This is a genomic window from Xanthomonas sp. LMC-A-07 (assembly GCF_030208825.1).
In the GTDB taxonomy this organism is placed as follows: Bacteria; Pseudomonadota; Gammaproteobacteria; order Xanthomonadales; family Xanthomonadaceae; genus Xanthomonas; species Xanthomonas campestris.
Map to the genome: position 1 here is coordinate 48,860 of NZ_JARVTF010000002.1, position 19,691 is coordinate 68,550.

The 19,691-nt window shown below is 66.3% G+C and carries 7 protein-coding genes and 1 other RNA gene; all 8 read right to left on the bottom strand.

Going from position 1 to position 19,691, the window contains the following annotated elements; all coding sequences use genetic code 11:
* Window positions 1-30: 30 nt before the first annotated feature.
* Entirely contained in the window at window positions 31-462 is a 432-nt protein-coding gene (gspG, locus tag QRM89_RS01315; RefSeq protein ID WP_014506603.1) for a type II secretion system major pseudopilin GspG, read from the bottom strand.
* A gap of 264 nt (window positions 463-726) precedes the next feature.
* A complete protein-coding gene (locus tag QRM89_RS01320) occupies window positions 727-1,944 on the bottom strand; it encodes a type II secretion system F family protein (RefSeq protein ID WP_285447108.1) in 1,218 nt (405 codons plus the stop codon).
* A 202-nt stretch (window positions 1,945-2,146) separates the two neighbouring features.
* Complete coding sequence (gene gspE / locus QRM89_RS01325; RefSeq protein ID WP_019237945.1) at window positions 2,147-3,874, bottom strand: type II secretion system ATPase GspE; 1,728 nt, start codon at window positions 3,872-3,874, stop codon at window positions 2,147-2,149.
* A 131-nt stretch (window positions 3,875-4,005) separates the two neighbouring features.
* Complete coding sequence (locus QRM89_RS01330) at window positions 4,006-5,889, bottom strand: S8 family peptidase (RefSeq protein ID WP_042595171.1); 1,884 nt, start codon at window positions 5,887-5,889, stop codon at window positions 4,006-4,008.
* 158 nt (window positions 5,890-6,047) lie between these two features.
* Window positions 6,048-12,569, bottom strand: a complete 6,522-nt coding sequence (locus tag QRM89_RS01335; RefSeq protein WP_285447109.1) for an ESPR-type extended signal peptide-containing protein — start codon at window positions 12,567-12,569, stop codon at window positions 6,048-6,050.
* A 532-nt stretch (window positions 12,570-13,101) separates the two neighbouring features.
* A complete protein-coding gene (locus QRM89_RS01340; protein WP_285447110.1) occupies window positions 13,102-14,979 on the bottom strand; it encodes a S8 family peptidase in 1,878 nt (625 codons plus the stop codon).
* Between the two features lie 107 nt (window positions 14,980-15,086).
* Complete coding sequence (locus QRM89_RS01345) at window positions 15,087-19,037, bottom strand: YadA-like family protein (RefSeq protein WP_285447111.1); 3,951 nt, start codon at window positions 19,035-19,037, stop codon at window positions 15,087-15,089.
* Window positions 19,038-19,616: 579 nt separating this feature from the next.
* Window positions 19,617-19,690, bottom strand: a non-coding RNA gene (locus tag QRM89_RS01350) — sX9 sRNA.
* Between the last annotated feature and the right edge of the window lies 1 nt (window position 19,691).

The following is a 19,691-nucleotide window of genomic DNA, read 5'->3' on the forward strand; positions in this document are numbered from 1 at the left end:
GGCAGACGCGCAACGCGCATGGGCTGCGGCTTACTGGTACTTGATGTCCGAGTCGTAGCTGCTGCCGCCAGGGCGGCCATCCTTGCCGAGGCTGATCAGGTCGAAGGCCTGACCATCGCCGGGCACGCGGTACTCGATGGTGTGGCCCCACGGGTCGTTGAGCTCGACCGGCTTGGCGTACGGGCCCAGCCAACCGCTGCTGCCGCCGGGCTGGGTGACCAGGTCATCGAGCTTGGTCGGCAACTTGCCGGTGTCGAGCTGGAAGTTTTCGATCTTGCCGGCCAGGGTCTGGATCTGCGACTTGGCGAGGTTCGCCTTGCCGCGATCGGCACCACCGAGCACGCGGCTGCCGACCAGGGTGAGCACCGCGCCGATCAGCACGATGACGATGATGATTTCCAGCAAGCTCATGCCGGCCTGGGCTGCGCGCGACGGACTGCGGGTGATGGAACGCTTGATCATGAACGATTTCCTTGCACGTCGATGAAAGATGCTGCCGCCAGAAGATGACACGGCCGGCACTGCAATGGTTCCCGCATGGGTGTCATGCGGTCACCGAAACGTTGTGGTGAATGTGGTGCGTGTACACGGGAGCGCGCGGCAGCATGCGAAGCGATGTCGCCAATTGCACGCAGAGGAGCGGCAGCCAGCGCGGCATCAGCGATGCGCATGCCGGTTGCCAGACGCACATCTACGCCTGCTGCGCGCCGCACGCGGCCACCACGCTCAACCGATGGCATTGGTGAGGTCATACAGCGGTACCAGCACCGAAATGATGACAAGCCCCACCACCGAGGCCAGCACCAGGGTGATCAGGGGCACCAGCGCGGCCAACGCGCGGTCGATGGCCTGCGCAGTTTCCAGCTCGAAGGTGTCGGCGGTCTTGAGCAGCATGGTATCCAGTGCGCCCGACTCCTCGCCCACCTGGATCATCTGCAGCGCAAGCCGCGGGAATCGCTTGCCGCGCGCCAGCGACATCGACAGGCCATGCCCGTTCTTGACGTCGTCGGCCGCGGCGGCCACGTCTTCGACCAACGCGGTATTGGACATCACGTTGCGCGCGATGCCGATCGCGGCGAGCAGCGGCACACCGTTGCGTAACAAGGTGCCCAGCGTGCGCGTGAGCCGCGCGGTTTCCAGCCGTGCGATCAGGCTGCCGATGACTTTCTGGCGCAGCAGCCAGGCATCGAGCGCAGCACGGAACGCGGCATTGCGGCGCTTGCGATCCAGCCATAGACCGAGCACGCCAGGAATCACCACCAGCACCAGCCACCAATCGCGCACCAACAACCCAACGCTCAGCACCGCCTGGGTGAACCACGGCAGGGCCACATCCAGGCTTTCGTACATCTGCGCGAACTGCGGCACCACATAGCCAAGCAGAAACAGCAGCGCGCAGCCGACCACCGCCAGCAGGATCGCCGGGTAGATCAGCGCGTTGATTACCTTGCCCTTGAGTGCACGGCTGCGCTCCAGGTAGTCGGCCAGGCGCTGCAGGGTGTCCTGCATGCTGCCGCCGGCTTCGCCCGCGCGCACCATGTTGATGTAGAGCTTGGAAAACAGCCCGTGCTGGCGTTCCAGCGCCACCGACAGCGGCGCGCCGCCGCGCACGGTGTCGCGGATGTCGGCGATGACGCGGCGGCTTTTGTCGTCTTCGGGCAGATCCATCAGGATCGACAACGCGCGGTCCAGCGGTTGCCCGGCGCCGATCAGCGTGGCCAGCTGCTGGGTGAACTGCACCAGCGCGGCATTGTCGAACGGCTTCTTGCGCAACAGCATGCGCAAGGATGGCGAACCGTTTTCGCCGGTGGCCAGACGCGTTTCCACCGGCAGATGGCCTTGCTCCTGCAGACGCAGCGCCACCTCCACATCGTTGGCCGCTTCCATCTGACCATCGAGCATTTCGCCGTGCGCATCGAGCGCCTTGTAGCGGTACAGGGGCATTAGGCTGGGAGGCCGGGAATGGGGAATCGGGAATCGGGAATGGGGTCAGGCGCTTGGTCGTGGGGATTTGGGAAACGCGCGGCGGTGCGGGCGATGGGTGCGGGGGCCTTTGCGTTGTAGCGCATGCATGGGACTGCCTGAAAGCCAACATAGTCCGCGTTAGATAGCGCGCAGCCTGCGCGCGTTGCTGCACTCGCTGCTCTCACGCATCCTCCGTGACGCGCAGGACTTCTTCGATGGTGGTTTCGCCACGCAGGGCCTTGGACAAGCCATCTTCGTACATGGTGCGCATGCCGGACTTGCGCGCCAACTGCTCGATCTCGCCCATGCCGGCGCGGCGCATTACCGCGCGGCGGAGTTCGTCGTTCATCACCAGGAACTCGACGATGGTGGTACGGCCCAGGTAACCGGTGGGCGCCGCCGCCGTGGCACGCGGGCGATACAGGAAGATCTCGCCGTCTGGCTGCAGCCGGCGCAGGTCGAAGCGTTCGATCTCTTCCGGCGATGCGGCATAGCGTTCGGCGTTGGCCAGATCGAGTTTGCGCACCAGGCGCTGGGCCAGGATGCCGTTGATGGTGGAGGTCAGCAGATAGTCTTCCACGCCCATGTCGAGCAGGCGGGTGATGCCGCCAGCGGCGTTGTTGGTGTGCAGTGTGGAGAGCACCAGGTGGCCGGTGAGCGCGGACTGGATCGCGATGCGCGCGGTTTCCAGATCGCGCATTTCGCCGATCATGATGATGTCCGGATCCTGGCGCACGATGCTGCGCAGCGCGTTGGCGAAATCCAGCCCGATCTGCGGCTTGGCCTGGATCTGGTTGATGCCTTCGATCTGGTATTCCACCGGGTCTTCGACGGTGATGATCTTGACGTCGGAGGTGTTGAGCTGGCTCAGCGCGGTGTACAGCGTGGTGGTCTTGCCCGAACCGGTGGGCCCGGTGACCAGCATGATGCCGTGCGGTTGTTCGAGCACCTTGCGAAATTGCGGCAGGAAGTCTTCGGTGAAACCGAGCTTGTAGAAATCGAAGACCACCGTTTCACGATCGAGCAAGCGCATCACCACGCTCTCGCCATGCGCGGTGGGCACGGTGCTGACACGCAGATCCAGCTCCTTGCCCTGCACGCGCAGCATGATGCGGCCGTCCTGCGGCAGCCGGCGCTCGGCGATGTTGAGCTTGGCCATGATCTTGATGCGGCTGATCACCGCGGCGGTGAGCTTGGCCGGCGGGCTTTCACCTTCCACCAGCACGCCATCCACGCGGTACCGCACCTTGAGCCGGCTTTCGAACGGTTCGATATGGATGTCCGAGGCGCGCAATTCCACCGCATGCTGGATCACCAGATTCACCAGGCGGATCACCGGCGCTTCGGAGGCAAGATCGCGTAGCGCTTCGATGTCGTCGGTGCTGCTGGCATCGCCGTCGGCGGTTTCCACGATCGTACCCATTGCGCTGCGGCCCTGCCCGTACCAGCGCTCGATCAGATCGTCGATTTCCGAGCGCAGGCCTACTTGCAGCAGCAGCGGCAGGCCGGTGGCCAGGCGCACCGCATCGATCGCGTAATCGTCGTAGGGATCGGCAATCCACAGGTCGAGCCGGCCATCGCGCTCGCCGACCGGGCACAGATGAAATTGCTTGAGAAAGCGCAGCGACAGGCCCTGCACTTCAGGCAGCATTTCCGGCGGGGTGTCGCCGAGCTGGCGTGCATCCACCAGCGGCAGGCCGAGCACCTCGGCGCAGGTCTCGGCGTGATCGCGCTCGGACACCAGCCCCAACCGGCCCAGCAGCGCCAACAGGCCCATGCCGGATTCGGCCTGCAGCTGGCGCGCGCGCAGCAGGTCGGTGTCCTTCAGACGACGGCGTTCAAGCAGTGCTTCGACGATGCGCGTTTCTGCACTTCGCTGCTCAATTGGATCGACGGCAACCGCGTTCACACTCGTCTCCACAAGTCCGGCGCCGACTGTAGCAGTTTGCCGCGACGATCAACCGCACCAGTGCGAAAGGCCCTGAAAAACGAATGCCCCCGGTGATTGGCCGGGGGCATTCGGTCACACTATTGCAGCGATTACTGTCGCGCGACGAGCGTCAGCTTCGCGTAGTCCCCTGCACCCACCAGCTTGATGTAGTAGGTACCAGCCTTGGGTGCGGTGAAGCGCACCGTTTCGCTGTTGCCCGGACGGGTGGACTTGGCGTCGTAATCGGTTGCGGTGGGTTCGGCTTCGAAGCTCACGTAGACCGACACGTTACCGGTGCCGCCGTAGGTCATGAAGCTCAGCACCGCACCGGCCTTGGCTTCGAAGCTGTACAACGTGGAGCTGTTGTACTCACCGCTCAGGCCGGTCAGCGGGGCCTTGTTGGTCAGGGCAATGGCGGCCGGCGCGCAGGTCTCGGTGTCCGGGTCGCAGGGCTCCACCAATACCGCTTCCAGCGCGGCCTTGGCGTCGACGATGCCGCTGCCGATCGGGGTGCTGGTCGGCGGGGTCACCGGGAAGCGGCGGCTGGTCTGCTTGAGCAGGGCTTCCATCGCCGCCGGGGTCAGCGGGCCATCGCCCAGGCCGATCGACGCGCTCTGCACCAGGGCCACGACGCCGGCCACGTGCGGGGACGCCATCGAGGTGCCGCCCATACCCATGTAGCTATAGCTACCCGAGGTCGGGGTGGTGGCGCCGTCGTAGCCGGCCTGCCAGATGTAACCACCCGGGTTGCCGTCCACGCTGCCGCCGCCGCCGGGACCGGACAGGTCCACCTTGCTGCCGTAGTTGGAGTAGTAGGTGATGCCGCCGGTGATGCGGGTGGCGCCAACGGTGATGGTGTTGTTGCAGCTGGCCGGCGAATGGTTGGCCGCATCTTCGCCGCTGTTGCCGGCCGCCACCACCACGGTGGTGCCGCGCGACACCGCGCCGTTGATCGCGACCTGGGTGGCCGGATCGCAGGGCTCGCCGCCGCCCAGGCTCATGTTGATCACTTCGGCCGGGTTGGTGTTGGCGGGGACGCCATCGACCGTACCGCCGGAGGCCCACACGATCGCATCGGCGATGTCGGAGGTGTAGCCGCCGCAGCGGCCAAGCACGCGCACCGGCAGGATGGTGGCCTTCGGCGCCACGCCAGCCATGCCCACACCGTTATTGGTTGCCTCCGCCACGGTGCCCGAGACATGGGTGCCGTGCCAGGAGCTCTCCTGTGCCACCGACCCGTCGTAGCAGACGTTATCGGCCTCTTCCCAGTCACCGTAGTCCAGCGCGCCCGGGACGCGGGCGTCGGTGGGGCGACGCGAGACTTCGGCGTCGGTGATGAAGTCATAGCCCTGCAGCAGGTTGCCGGCGAAGTCCGGATGGCCCGGCAGGATGCCGGTATCCAGCACCGCCACCACCACGCCGGCACCCTGCGAGAGGTCCCATGCGGCCGGCGCGTTGATGCCGCCGTTGGGGTTGCTCAGGTGCCACTGGTACTGCGCATACAGCGGGTCGTTGGGGACCAGCTGCGGGGTCACGTCGGTCGCGGCAACGCTCTTCTTGATCTCGACCGGACGCAGCATGCGATCGATCTGCACCTCGGCCACGGACGGGTCATTCTTCAGCTCGACCACCACCTTGTCCACCTGTGCGGCGGTCAGCGTGCCGGACAGCTTGATCAGGTCCGAGCCAATGCCCAGCTTGCGCAGATAGGTCGCCTTGGCGGCGGTGGCGCCAGCACGCGCACCGGTCACCGGTGCGGCTCGGCCCACGGCCGATTGCACCACGCCCAGCTTGCTGCTGCGATCGCTCGCGGCGGCCGTGCCGTCCTTGTAACGCACGATCAACCGGCTGCTGAAATCGCTGGCGGCCGGCGCGGCTTGGGTCGGTTCCTTGACCTGCAACGCGGGGGCAGCAACGAGGGTGCCCGAAGCACCCAGGGCCATCATCAAGATGGCGCCAGTCAGCGGGTTGAGACGGAAATTCTTGTCGATCACGGTGAAGTCCTCTTCAGTTTTTCGTGGATCAGGCGTCAGTACGGCCATCACTCCCTGCGAATCCGTTGGCCGGCCAAGCCACGGTCCTCGCCCGCCCCCTCAGGCCTTGCTCTGTCGCGACGGCGCACAGCGGCGCCGTCGCTGTTTTCAACCGTACGTTACCAACCGAAACCGGCACCTACGCCGATCGAGCTGTCGTCGCCGCTCAATGCGCCACCGATGGTCACCGTGGCGCGCGGGCTGATTGCCCGCTGATAACCCACCGACAACGCCGACTCGCCGTTCTGGAAACCGACACCGGCACCGATGCGGTTCTGCGAGGCAATACCGGCCACGCTGGCGGACATGTTCAACATCGCCGAGCCCATTGCGCCCTGACGGTCGAGGCGACGGTTCTGCCGGCGCAGGCGGTCTTCGATATCGCCCTGGTAGGTTTCGAAGCTGTCGGCCATCGCGCTGTAGCGGCTGTCGGTATAGCTGTTGGCTGCGGCGACGCCGCTATCCAACTGGCCCTTGTTGACCGCATCGGTGGCGCGCGTACCGGCGGCCACATTGGCCACCTGACGCTCACCGCCCACGCTGCCCACCGAGACCGTGTTGGCGCGGTCGGCAACCGAGCCCTGGCCGAGTGCCACCGCACCCTGCGCACTGGCGCGGGCACCCTGCCCGATCGCCGTGCCCGAGGCCGCACTCACCTGCGCGCCTTCGCCCATCGCCACTGCATTGGTCGCCACCGCCGCAATCTGCGTGTTGGCACCCACTGCGGTGCTGCCATCGGCATTGACGCGTGCATTGCTGCCAATCGCGGTGTCGTTGGGGCCGTGCGCATACGCGCTACCACCGATCGCGGTGCCGGTGATGTGGTTGGCCACAGCGGCGTTGCCAACCGCCGTCGAGGTGGCCGCCGGCGTGGCCGTGCCAACGACCGCAGCGGTCGGCGTGCCCTGCACGCTTGCGCTGCTATCAGTGACATCGCTGCTCGCGACCGTCGCGGATGCAGCCACCGCCGGAACCGCTGCAGTGCGCAGCGAAACCGTGCGTGCAGCGGTAGCCGTTGCGGTGCCGCCACGTGCATCCAGCTCGGTGACCTTGCTGTCCAACGCGGTCAATGCGGCACCGACGTTGTTGTAGCTGGCACCCTGGATGACGTAGGTCGGCGCAACGAACACACCTTGCGCGCCGATCGCCGCACCACCGCCGAGGAAGCTGGCGGTATTGCTGAGCGACTGGAAGAACTGGCCGCCGTTGATCGCATCGGTGCTGGCATCGGCAATCGCGCCGGCACCCACATTGACGATGCGACGCGTCGCCGGGCCACCGCGGCCGTTGCCGCTGCCCACCGACACCACGTCGGCTTCATAGGTGCGCGAACCGGAACCCAACGCCACCGAATCGGCGCCGCTGGCACCCGCATTGGCACCGAGGGCGACGGCGTTGGTGCCGCTCTGGCGCACAAAGGAGTTGTAACCCAGCGCAACGCCGTTCTCGCCGATGGAGTTGGTCTGCCGCCCCATCGCCGTGCTGTTCACGCCGCTGGCGCTGCTGTCCACACCCATCGCGCTGGCGCCGGTGGCCGAGGCAGTGCTGCCTGCGGCTACCGCCACGCTGCGTGCACCGCTGGCGGTGGCGCCGGCACCGGCGGCGGTGGCGCGATCGCCCGTTGCACGGGCCACGCCCTCGCCGGTGGTCTGCACCATGCCGCTGGTGGTCTGCACATCGGCCGCCAATGCATCCAGCTGGCCCTTGTTGACCGCATCGGTGGCGACTTCGCCGTCGCTGACGTTGACGATCCGACGCGTTGCCGGGCCACCGCGGCCATTGCCGCTACCGACCGACACCGTGTTGGCTTCGTAGGTGCGCGAGCCGGAGCCCAATGCCACCGAATCGGCGCCAGTGGCACCGGCATTGGCACCGAGTGCAACACCGTTGACCGCGCTTTCGCGCACGAACGAGTTGTAGCCCACCGAGACCGCGTTTTCGCCGATTACGTTGACCTGGCGGCCGACACCGGTGCTGTTGATGCCGGTGGCCGAGGCATCCACGCCGACCACGCTTGCACCAATCGCATCGGCGCGGCTGTTGCCGCCGATCGCCAGCGTGTTATCCGCAAGTGCGGCGGCGCTCTGGCCCAACGCACTGGCGTTGACGCCGTCGGCATAGGAGTTCCAGCCGATCGCGGTGGTGTAATCGGCCGTGGCCCATGCACCGGCACCGAAGGCCGCTGCACCGGTGCCCGACGCACGTGCCGGGATGAAGCCGAAGAACGTGCTGCCGCCCACCGCTACGCTTTCATCGCCGGTGGCTTCGCTGAATTCACCCACGGCCACCGCGCTGGCGCCGGAGGCCAGCGACGCGGCACCCACTGCGGTGCTGTAGTCGCTGGATGCCACTGCGCCGTAGCCCAGTGCCGACGACAAGCGGCCGCTGGATTCGCTGTAGCCACCGAAGGCGGCACTGCCCACGTTGGACGCAGCGCTGCGGAAGCCGACCGCCGTGGCCTGGTTGTCCGAGGCTACCGCTTCGCTGCCCAGTGCAGTGGTGTAGGTCGAAATGGCCTGCGCGCCGGCACCGTTGGCGGTGGCACCGATATCGCTGGCCAGCGCGTTGCTGCCCACCGCGCTGCTGTTTTCGCCCAGCGCCTGGGCGTTGTTACCCACCGCTGCGGCGCCGATGCCGCTGGCCAGCGCATCCATGCCGAGTGCGGTTGCGTTCTCGGCAACCGCCTGCGCCCCTGCACCCACGGCGGTGCTGTTGTCGCCGGTGGCATTGGCACCTTCACCGGCGGCCAGCGCGTTGTCGCCTTCGATGTAGGCACCGGCATCGCTGTCGTCGCTGCCACTGGCCTTGAAGTACTTGCTGGTGCCCTGCGCGGTTTCAGCCACCGCGGTGAGCTGGTCCAGATTCACCGCATCGGTGCCTTGCGTACCGGCCGCGACATTGGTGATCTGGCGCTCGTTGCCGGCACTGCCCACCGACACCGCAAAGTCGCGATCGGCGACCGAATCGGCGCCCAGCGCCACGCTGCTTTCGCCGGTGGATTCGGCGAAGTTACCAAGCGCGGTGCTGTTCAAACCCGGAGCCCACGCCGCGCCGCCCAGCGCGGTGGAGAAGTCGCCGGAGGCCTCGGTCGGCAACAGGCCGAGCAAGGCGCCACCCACCGCCACGCTGTTGTAGCCGCTGGCAACGCTGGCCTGGCCGGCCGCGATGCTGTACGCACCAGAGGCAGTGGCATCGCCACCGACAGCCACGCTGCTGGAGCCGCTGGCGGTGCTGAAGTTACCCAGCGCGGTGCTGTTGAAACCGCTGGCGGTGGAATAGCCACCCAACGCGGTGGAGTAGTTGGAGGTGGCTTCGGCGCCAAAGCCGAATGCGGCCGCGCTGGTGCCATCGGCCACGCTTTCTGCACCGACCGCCGTGGCGGACTCGCCCGTGGCACTGGCGAAATAGCCCAGTGCAGTGCTTTCGGTGCCTTCGGCCACGCTCAGCGCACCACCGGCAAATGCACCATCACCGGACGCCCCTGCCGCTGCGCCCACTGCCGTGCTCTGCGCACCGGAAGCTTCGCTTTCGCCGCCCAGGGCCACACCGTAATCACCGCTGGCCTGGCTGAAAGCGCCGGTCGACACACTGCCGTAGCCGCTAGCAGCGGCGTTATAGCCGGACGCATTGGCGTACTGCGCCGTGGCGCTGGCACCGCTGCCGATGGCGACCGCACCGATCGCAGTGGCCTGGCTGCTGGCGCCGAATGCGCTGCTGTAGTCGGCATCGGCGGTGGCATTGGAGCCGGCAGCCGTGGCGTCTTCGCCCTGTGCGAACGCGGTGCCGTCACCGGTGCCCGCATACAAACGCGCGGTGGTTTCGGCAGTGCCGGCCACGGCGTTGAGTTGGTCCAGGTTCACCGCATCGGTGCCTTCGGTACCGGCGGCCACGTTGGTGATCTGCCGCTCACTCCCCGCGCTACCTACCGATACCGTGTTGTCGCGATCGGCAAACGCATTGGCGCCGAGTGCGACGCTGTTGTCGGCGTACGCCACGCTGTCGGTGCCCAGTGCCGTGCTGCCTTCGCCCCACGCCACGCTGGCCTGGCCCACTGCCGTGGAAGCAGCACCGTTGGCAATGCTTTCGAAGCCGAGTGCGGTGGCGCCGCGCCCGCTGGCGGCACTGCTGGCACCCAATGCCGTGCTGTTGTCGGCAAGCGCCGATGCATTGGAACCTGCGGCAACGCTGTCGGCACCATCGGCAATCGCGGTGCCGTCACCGCTGGCGACAAAGGTCCGCGCGGTGTTGGCGGCGCCGTCGGACACGGCCGTGAGCTGATCCAGATTTACTGCGTCGGTGCCTTCGGTACCGGCCGCGACGTTGGTGATCTGCCGCTCGCCGCCAACCGTGCCTACCGACACCGTGTTGGCACGATCGGCCACTGCGCCAACGCCAAGCGCGACGCTGTTGTTCACGGCAACTTGCGCACTGTCGCCGATCGCGATGCTGTCAGTGCCTTCAACGAAGGCCTCGGCGCCGAGCGCGATGCTGCGATCGCCGTATCCGACTGCCTGCGAACCGATGGCGATTGAGCGTCCACCGCCGCCCCAGGCGTTGTTACCGATAGCGACAGAACCGACGCCAGATGCGACCGACGTGATGCCGATCGCCACGCTCCCTCCGCCATACGCGGTGCTTTCAGCACCGATCGCAGTGCTGGTATCGCCGAACGCCACGCTGGCAAAACCCAGCGCGGTGGATTCAAGCCCGTTGCCGATGCTTTCAAAACCGATCGCGGTGGCGCCACGGCCATTGGCCACGCTGGTACTGCCCACAGCAGTGCCATAAAAACCCGACGCGGTGCTGTCCGCACCCAGCGCGGTTGCATAGCGATCGCTGGCGATGCTGTTGAAGCCCACGGCGGTGGCGTTGTTGAAATTCGCCACTGCACCGCTGCCCACCGCAGTGGTGTTGATATCCGACGCAAGGCTGCTGGAGCCCAGCGCGGTGCTGTAGTCGCTCAATGCAGAGGCATTGGCGCCTGCCGCAACGCTGTCCACGCCCTCGGCCAGGGCGCTGCCGTCACCGGTCGCCACGAACGTGCGTGCCGTTGCCGAGGCCACATCCGAAACTGCGGTGAGCTGGTCCAGATTCACCGCATCGGTGCCTTCGGTGCCGGCGGCGACGCTGGTGATCTGGCGCTCCGCACCGACTGCGCCCACCGACACCGTGTCGGCGCGCGTGGCCACCGAGTTGGCGCCCAAGGCCACCGAGTTCGCGCCGCGTGCGGTGCTGTAATACCCAAGCGCGGTGCTGAGTTCACCGCTGGCCCACGACTCCGGGCCTACCGCGGTGGCACCTTCGCCCGGTGCATAGGCGAAGTAACCCACTGCAGTGGCTTCGGTGCCCGAGGCTTCGCTGAGCGTGCCGACCGCCGTGGTGTAGGTGCCCGAGGCAATTGCGCCGGCGCCAAGCGCGGTGGCGGCTTCGCCACTGGCCTGGGTCTGCACGAAGAACCCTAGCCCCGGAATCAGATCCACCGGGCCGCCGACGGCGGTGCTGCTGGTGCCGCTGGCGCTGGTCTGCGTGCCCACGGCCGTGGAGTAGTCGCCGGTGGCGTTGGACACCGCGCCGAATGCCGACGACTGCGCGCCGGCCGCGTAAGCGCCCACGCCATACGACGAGGCGGCGAAACCATCCGCGCTGGCGCTGGCGCCCACCGCGGTGCCGCCCACGCCGGCGCTGGTGGCACCGGTGTCAACGGGCACACCGCCATTGGTGATCAGCGGGTTGCCGTCTTCGTCCACGGCGGCTCCGCCCACCGCCACGCTGCCCGGCCCGTTGGCCTGCGCGTTGTAGCCGAATGCGGCGCTGTTCTGCCCTACCGCAAGTGCGTTGGCACCCACGGCGGTGGCATTGTCGGCCAGTGCATTGGCGCCGCTGCCCACGGCGAGCGCGCCGGTGCCGAAGGCGTTGGCGGCATCGCCGGCAGCCACCGCACCAGCACCATCGGCATACGCGCCGATGCTGTCGTCGCCCGGCTGTGCCTTGAAGAACGTGGCGGTGTCTTCGGCCACCTCGGACACGGCCTGCAGCTGCGCCACGTTGACCGCGTCGTTGGCGTTGACACCGGCAGACACGTTGGTGATGCGGCGCGTGGCCGGGCCGCCGCGGCCATTGCCGCTACCGACCGACACCACGTCGTCTTCGTGGGTGCGCGAACCGGCGCCCAGTGCCACCGAATTGGCGCCGGTCACGCCGGCATTGGCGCCGAGTGCCACCCCATTTTCGCCGGCCTGGCGCACGAAACTGTTGTAGCCGATGGCCACTGCGTTCTCGCCGATGGCGTTGGTCTGGCGGCCGATTGCGCTGCTGTTGACGCCACTGGCGCTGCTATCGGCGCCGGTGGCCACCGCGCCGGTGGCGCTGGCGTTGCTGCCTGCACCGATCGCGGTGGCATGGGCGGCGGGTGCCGACGCGCCACGGCCAACTTCAACCGACTGCGCACTGGCGGAAAGGGGAATGGCGATCCCGGCGCTACCCAGCGCCAGGGCGATCGCGGCGGCCAGGGACAGTCCCTGACGGCGGTCAATCAGCGCGGCCGATGCCACGCTTCCCGGGCTGTCGCCGCTGGCCAATTCCGATGCCACGGCCCACACACCCAACGATTTGTTCCAGACCTTGCGATAAATCCGATTCATCGACGTCCTGCTCCTGAAGTGGACTGGTTTTTAGCGATTCCCCACCACCGCAAAAGCCTTCCAGCCAATGCGATCCCCCTGTGGTTACTGGCGCCATGGGCCGGGTGGCGGTGCGCGGAATTCCCCGCACCTTGGGATAGTCAAAAAATGAACGCTACCCAACCATAGAACTGGGCGAAGTGTTAACAGCGCTCAAATCGGGCGTCAAGTTTTTGACACGCCACGCGCATAAGCGTGATAGCCGTCACGCTTCAGGCTGGTTTTATTAGTTTTTCGATAAATCTTTGGAAAACAGCCACCTAGGTCACGCCATGCCGCACGCCGCCACGCTGAATAGGCGTGTCCGGGCAAGACAAAAAAACCCGCTGGCAGGACGCCAGCAGGCTTGGTTGCGCAAAAGATGGGCAGGAAACCGGTCAGGCCGGCGGCCAACGCTCCCCACGTTGGCCGCTGCCGGAATCAGCCCGGCCCGGATGCATCGCGGGCGCCAACAAATCGTCGCCGTGTGCGTTGCGCAGCACGGCGTGTCGGATCACTGGCGCGCGAGCAGGCTGACCCCATCGAAGCTGGCGCCATCGAGTTTGACGATGTAGGTGCCGGCGCGCGGCGCGGTGAAGCGCACGGTCTGGCTGGTGCCGCTGCGGGTGGACATGCCGTCGTTGTCGGTGGCAGTTGGCTGACGGTCCAGGGCCACATACAGCGCCGCCTGTCCGCTGCCACCGAAGCTGATGAAGCTGAGCACCGCACCAGCGGCCGCGTCGAAGGTAAACACCCCTGGATCGCCGGCCAGGTTGGAGATCCCGCGCTCCACCACACCATTGCGCAGCGGTTGCGCGTCCACGTTGCAGGTCACATCGCCTGCGCCACATTCCTGCAGGGCGCGGGCAACAGCGGCACCGGCATCCACAATGCCGCTGCCCGCAGGCGTTGCATCGGGAATGGCGACCGGGAATGCGCGCGCAGTGCGCTTGAGCAGGGTTTCCAGGGCCGCTGGCGACAACGGCGGTTTGCCGTCGGCGATCAACGCGCTCTGCACCAGGGCTGCGGTGCCTGCCACGTGTGGCGCGGCCATCGACGTACCGGCGAACGTGTTGCCGCCATAGGTGAACTGCCCGGAGGTCGGCGTGGTCCGGCCGGTGTAGAAGGTCTGCCAGATGAAGCTGCGGATCGGGCCATCGTCGGTGGCAAAGAACATCGAACTGCCACCCGGCCCAGCCAGGTCGACCAGACGGCCAAAATTGCTGTAGTCGGTCAGCCCGCCCGTCGCGCGGGTTGCGGCCACGGCGATGACATTGGCGCAATTGGCAGGGCTTGAGGTCGACACGTCCGAGCCTTCATTGCCTGCCGCCACCACCACGGTGGTGCCGCGCGAGACCGCACCGTTGATCGCTGCCTGCGTGACCGCATCGCAGGCACCGCCTCCACCCAGGCTCATGTTGATCACTTCGGCCGGGTCACGGTTGTCCGGCACGCCGTCGACATGCCCACCCGATGCCCAAACGATGGCGTCGGCGATATCGGAACCAAAACCACCGCAATGCCCGAGCACACGCACCGGCAGCACCTTCGCCCGGTAGGCCACGCCCGCGCCACCGATGCCGTTGTTGGTGGCCTCTGCCACCGTGCCGGCCACATGTGTGCCGTGCCAGGTGCTGTCGTCGGCCACCGAGAACAGGCCACATTCGCCGTCCTCTGCGATCCAGTCGCCCAGATCGAGCGCGCCGGCCACCCGCTCGGCAGTGGGGCGCCGCGAAAAGAACGGATCGGTAATGAAGTCATAGCCGGCGAGCAGATTGCCAGCCAGATCGGGATGGCCCGGCAGGATGCCGGTATCCAGTACCGCCACCACCACGCCTTCGCCCTGCGTCGTGGCCCAGGCCTGCGCCGCATTGATGCCGCCGACCGGGTCGATGAGATGCCATTGATTGCTCTGCAACAGCGGATCATTCGGCAGCGCACCGCCGCTGCTCTGCAGTGGATACATCCGCGGATCGATCTGCACCGATGCCACCGCGGGATCGGCCGCCAGTTCCTTTACCAAGCGGTCGGCGTCGGCGCGGCTGAGCCGTGCGGGTAACTTCACCAGTTCGCCGCCCACTGCCAGCGTGCGCAGATACACCGGTGCAGCCGCGTTACCGGCACGCGTTGCCGGCGCCAAACGCACCGATGCGCGGGCAGCGGCGGTGGTGATGGCAGCCGCTGCGGTTCGCCCGGCGTCGCGTGTGGTCACCCGGCCGCTGCGGTAGGTCACGATGAGTCGCTCGACCGGCGCATTGGCCGCGGCTTGTTGCTGCCTGGCGCTTGTCGCCGCCGGGCCGGGGCTGGCTGCGGTTGCGGTGCCAACGCCAAATGGCGACGCGGCAACGCAGCACGCCAGCAGGAGGGTTCGATTAAAAGAAGTCTGGATCACGATGAGTTCCTTCAAGGTAAGTGCGAAACGCCATGACGGAGAAACGTGCGCCGCTCGGTGGCAGGCCGCGCGGCCTGCCTGCGAGAGCGTGTGTGATTGCGGGGCAGTCACCAGCCGAAGCCGGCACCCACACCGATCGAACGGTCATCCCCACTGAGCGCACCGCCCACGGTCACCGTGGCGCGTGGGCTGATCGCCCGCTGATAACCCACCGACAATGCCGACTCGCCGTTCTGGAAACCGACACCGGCACCGATGCGGTTCTGCGAGGCAATACCGGCCACGCTGGCGGACATGTTCAACATCGCCGAGCCCATCGCACCTTGACGATCGAGGCGACGGTTCTGCCGGCGCAGGCGGTCTTCGATATCGCCCTGATAGGTTTCGAAGCTGTCGGCCATCGCGCTGTAACGGCTGTCGGTGTAGCTGTTGGCTGCAGCCACACCACTATCCAACTGGCCCTTGTTGACCGCATCGGTGGCGCGTACACCGGCGGCCACATTGGCCACCTGACGCTCGCCACCCACGCTGCCCACCGACACGGTGTTGGCTTGATCGGCAACCGAACCCTGGCCCAATGCCACCGCACCTTGTGCGCTGACCCGCGCGCCCTGGCCAAGTGCGGTACCGGACGCGGAGGTGACCTGCGCACCTTCGCCCATCGCCACTGCATTGGTCGCCACAGCAGCAATTTGCGTATTCGCGCCCACTGCGGTGCTGCCATCGGCATTGACGCGTGCATTGCTACCAATCGCGGTGTCGTTGGGGCCATGCGCATACGCGCTGCCGCCGATCGCGGTGCCGGTGACGTGGTTGGCCACTGCCGCGTTGCCCACCGCCGTCGCTGTTGCGGCTGCGGTACTGCTGCCGATTGCAGCGGTTGTCGGCGTGCCTTGCACTGTCTGGCTTGCTGCAAGGCTGCCCACAGGTACGGGCGCTGACGTCGCCACGCTGTCGGCGGTTGCATCGGCCGTCGTCAATGTCTGCAGACTCGCGTCTGACAGCCCATCTGCCGTGCTGGCGATACCCGAAGCAGCAGCGGTTGCCGTTGCCGTGGCGACACGCGCCGCGGAAGCACGCGCCCCGGCGACCGTCGTCGTTTGACCACGCCCATCCAGCTCGCTGACCTTGCTGTCCAGCGCCGTCAACGCCGCACCCACATTGCTGTAGCTGCTGCCCTGGATCACGTAGGTGGGCGCGATGAACACGCCCTGTGCCCCCATCGCCGCACCGCCGCCAAGGAAGCTGGCCGCATTGCTCAGCGCGCCGAACAATTGCCCGCCGTTGATCGCATCGCTGCTGACCGCGCTGAGTGTGCCCACACCCACATTGACGATGCGCCGCGTCGCCGGGCCACCGCGGCCGTTGCCGTTGCCCACCGACACCACATTGGCGTCGTAAGTGCGCGAACCAGAGCCCAGCGCCACCGAATCGGCACCGCTGGCACCGGCATTGGCACCAAGCGCCACCGCATTACCGCCGCTTTCGCGGGTGAACGCGTTGTATCCCATCGCCACGCTATTGTTGCCCAGCGCTGTCGATTGCACGCCCACCGCCATTGCCGCGCTGCCGACCTCGCCGACGAACACACCCACGCTGGCATTGCGCCCGATCGCGATCGCATCGGGCGCATCGGCCCTGGCATTGGTTCCCAGTGCGATGTTGTCGCCGTAGACGATCGAGGTATCGGCGCCACTGCCGATCGCGATGCTTCTGCGTGAGACCGCACGCGCGTCGTACCCGATGGCGATGGCTTCCTCGCCCTCCCCCGATGCCAGTGTTCCCACCGCTACCGTGCGCGGCGCAAACGATGCGGCGCTATGGCCGATCGCCACCGCGTCGGCGTTGTTGCCGTTGGGAAACACATTGGCGTTGTAGCCAAGCGCGATGGCGTAATCGCCGCTACTGCGTGCACCCGCGCCAACAGCAACGCTACCAACCCCGAAGGCACCTGCAGGCCGCAGCGTCGAGCTGACCAGCGCGATGCCGCCAACAGTCACGCTGCGCTCGCCCGCAGCCACCGCAAGACTGCCTACCGCTACACTGCTTTCGCCAAGGCTGGAGGCATTGAAGCCCACCGCCGTGGTGAACGTCGCATCGGCCAGTGCCCCGAAGCCGAATGCCGACGATGCCGAACCACGCGCGGTGGAGAACGCGCCCACCGTGGTGGCCGCGTCATCCTGCGCCCGTGCACTGAATCCAGCGGCCAGCGACTGCTCGCCGCTGGCCGCGGCACCGGTGCCAACTGCAGTGGCGAATATACGCGCGGCCACCGCGCCGCTGCCCAGTGCCACCGCACCGCGCGCCTGTGCCTGCGTCGCCTGCTCCTGCGAACCGATCAGAGAACCGGTGGCATCGAACACCGGCACCGTGGCAACACCACCAACCGCGACGGCCGACGCATCCGCGGCACTGGCGTTGCGACCCAGCGCAACGGTATCGCGCCCGAGTGCCAGACTGCCCGCGCCCAGCGCATTGGCGCCATCGCCCAGCGCGTTGCTGGCGCTGCCCAGCGCAATGGCGTCCTGCCCCTGCGCGAACGCGGTAACGCCATCCGCCTCACCGGGGGCGACCGCCAGATAGCCATCGATACGCGTCGTGGCGGCACGTACTGTGTCGAGTTGAGCGACATTGACCGCGTCGGTCGCCTCGGTGCCGGCGGCCACGCTGGTCAGTTGCCGTGTCAGCCCCGCGCCCACATCACCGATGGACACCGTGTTGTCGCGGAATGCATAGGAATTGGCACCCAACGCCACCGCATTGGCAGCCGACCGGTTCCATGCATCGTCCACCCAATCGCCCACGCGCGCACCAGCGCCGATGGCCACCGCATTGACGCCATTGCTCTGCGCATCTGCGCCGATGGCGGTGCTGTTGCCGTTGAACCACGAGGTCTCGGCGCGCGCGCCCAGGGCAATGCTGTTTTCAAGATAGGCCGTGCTGTTGTGCCCGACCGCAATTGCGCCGTCTCCGCTGGCCAATGAAAAACCACCCAATGACACCGTGCGTGGCGCGAACGACCCGGCACTGTGGCCGATCGCAACCGCGTCGGTGTTGCCCGGCGCATTCGGAAACACATTGGAATCGTAGCCAATCGCGATGGCGTAATCAGACTGGCTCTGCGCGCCCGCACCCAAGGCGATACCACCCTGCCCGGTGGCCGCCGTAATCGCACCAAAATCACTGATACCACCTACCACAACACTCTGCACGCCACTGGCCAATGCAGTGTCGCCTACTGCAATGCTGCTGCTGGCTTGGGCGCGCGCGCGGAAGCCAAACGCGGTGGAACTATCGCCGCTGGCGTTCGATAAGTAACCGCCCGCAGTGGAAAGAAATGCGCCCGCAGTCGACAACCCACCGATCGCAGTGGCACCGTCGTTGAAGGTCTGCGCGCGATACCCCAGCGCAGTGCTCTGCACGCCGGTGGAACTCGCACCGCTGCCGAGTGCACTCGAGAACGGGCTAGCCGCAGAAGCCCCACCACCAACGGCAATCGCTCCCACCCCGGAAGCCTGCGTCGCTTGCTCACGTTCGCCAATGATGAAACCTGATGCGTCGTAGTCGTAAACGGTGGCCACACCGCCGATTGCGACGGCAGATTCGCCTGCCGCTGACGCGTTGTGCCCGATCGCGGTCGCATCGCGCTCCAACGCCAGGCTGCCGCCACCGAGCGCGCTGGTGCCATCGCCCAAGGCATTGCTCGCGTTGCCCAGCGCCAAGGCATCCACGCCGTCTGCAAAGGCCGGCACGTCGGCATCAGCGGCAGGCGTGGCTGCTGCCTGGATGCCTGCATCCGTAGAGACCAATGCGGCTGTTGCCGGGTCATCGCACTGCTGGCGTCCCTCGACCACACGGCAAGATTGCAACGCCGCCGCGGGTGCGGCTGCCGCCGCAATCCCGCTCAGGCCGAACAACGCCAAGACCACCGCAACGGCCAGGCCGTTCCCGGGCAATCGTGCGTGATCGCTCCGTGCATTTCCCAACGTGCAGGCATGCCGCTCCGTTCGGTCATGAGCACGCCGCTCACGACCGTTATTCAATTGAATCTGCTTCATTGACGCCTTACTCCCCATTGGTCTGGTATGAAGAAACCGACCACCACGCACGTGAGATCGCGTGGTCCCCCTGAGGTATTTAGTGAACGCACTCGCCCGTCTTCTGCAACGGGAAAACCGTGCAAAAGCGTCAACAGAAAAAGATGGATTGCCCCGAAAAGACCGCAGTAATTTAGTAATTCACAACGCTTGATGAATCTAGTGAAACACAAAACATCTAGATGAGATTGACGTCACATATGCGAAATTTTTGTAATGCTCGAGTAAATAACTAGTAGTTCTTGTAGTTACCAGAAGCAAACCAAGTATCGGATTTTTTAAATTTAAAAAGTATGCAATGCATACGCGCTGCCATTGACCAGACACATCGCGCCAGCAAGCCGAATGCAGATTTAACTGCTTGCATCTATCCGCCTGAAGTGCAGCAACCGAACCGCACTTTTTGCTCGCCTCCGCCACGCAGCGCTTCCTACCTGCGAGCCTGGCTCGGTCCACTAAAAGTGAGATGCTGTGTTAAGCCGGTCGCCAAAGTTGCGGCTGCGGCGTGACAGCGCAGCGGTATCAACGCCGACTAAGAGCGCCTGACAAAACGTAGCGGGCAGCCATCAGGAGGGTGCGGACGGCGCGGAGGATCCGGAGTGTAGTAGGCACATG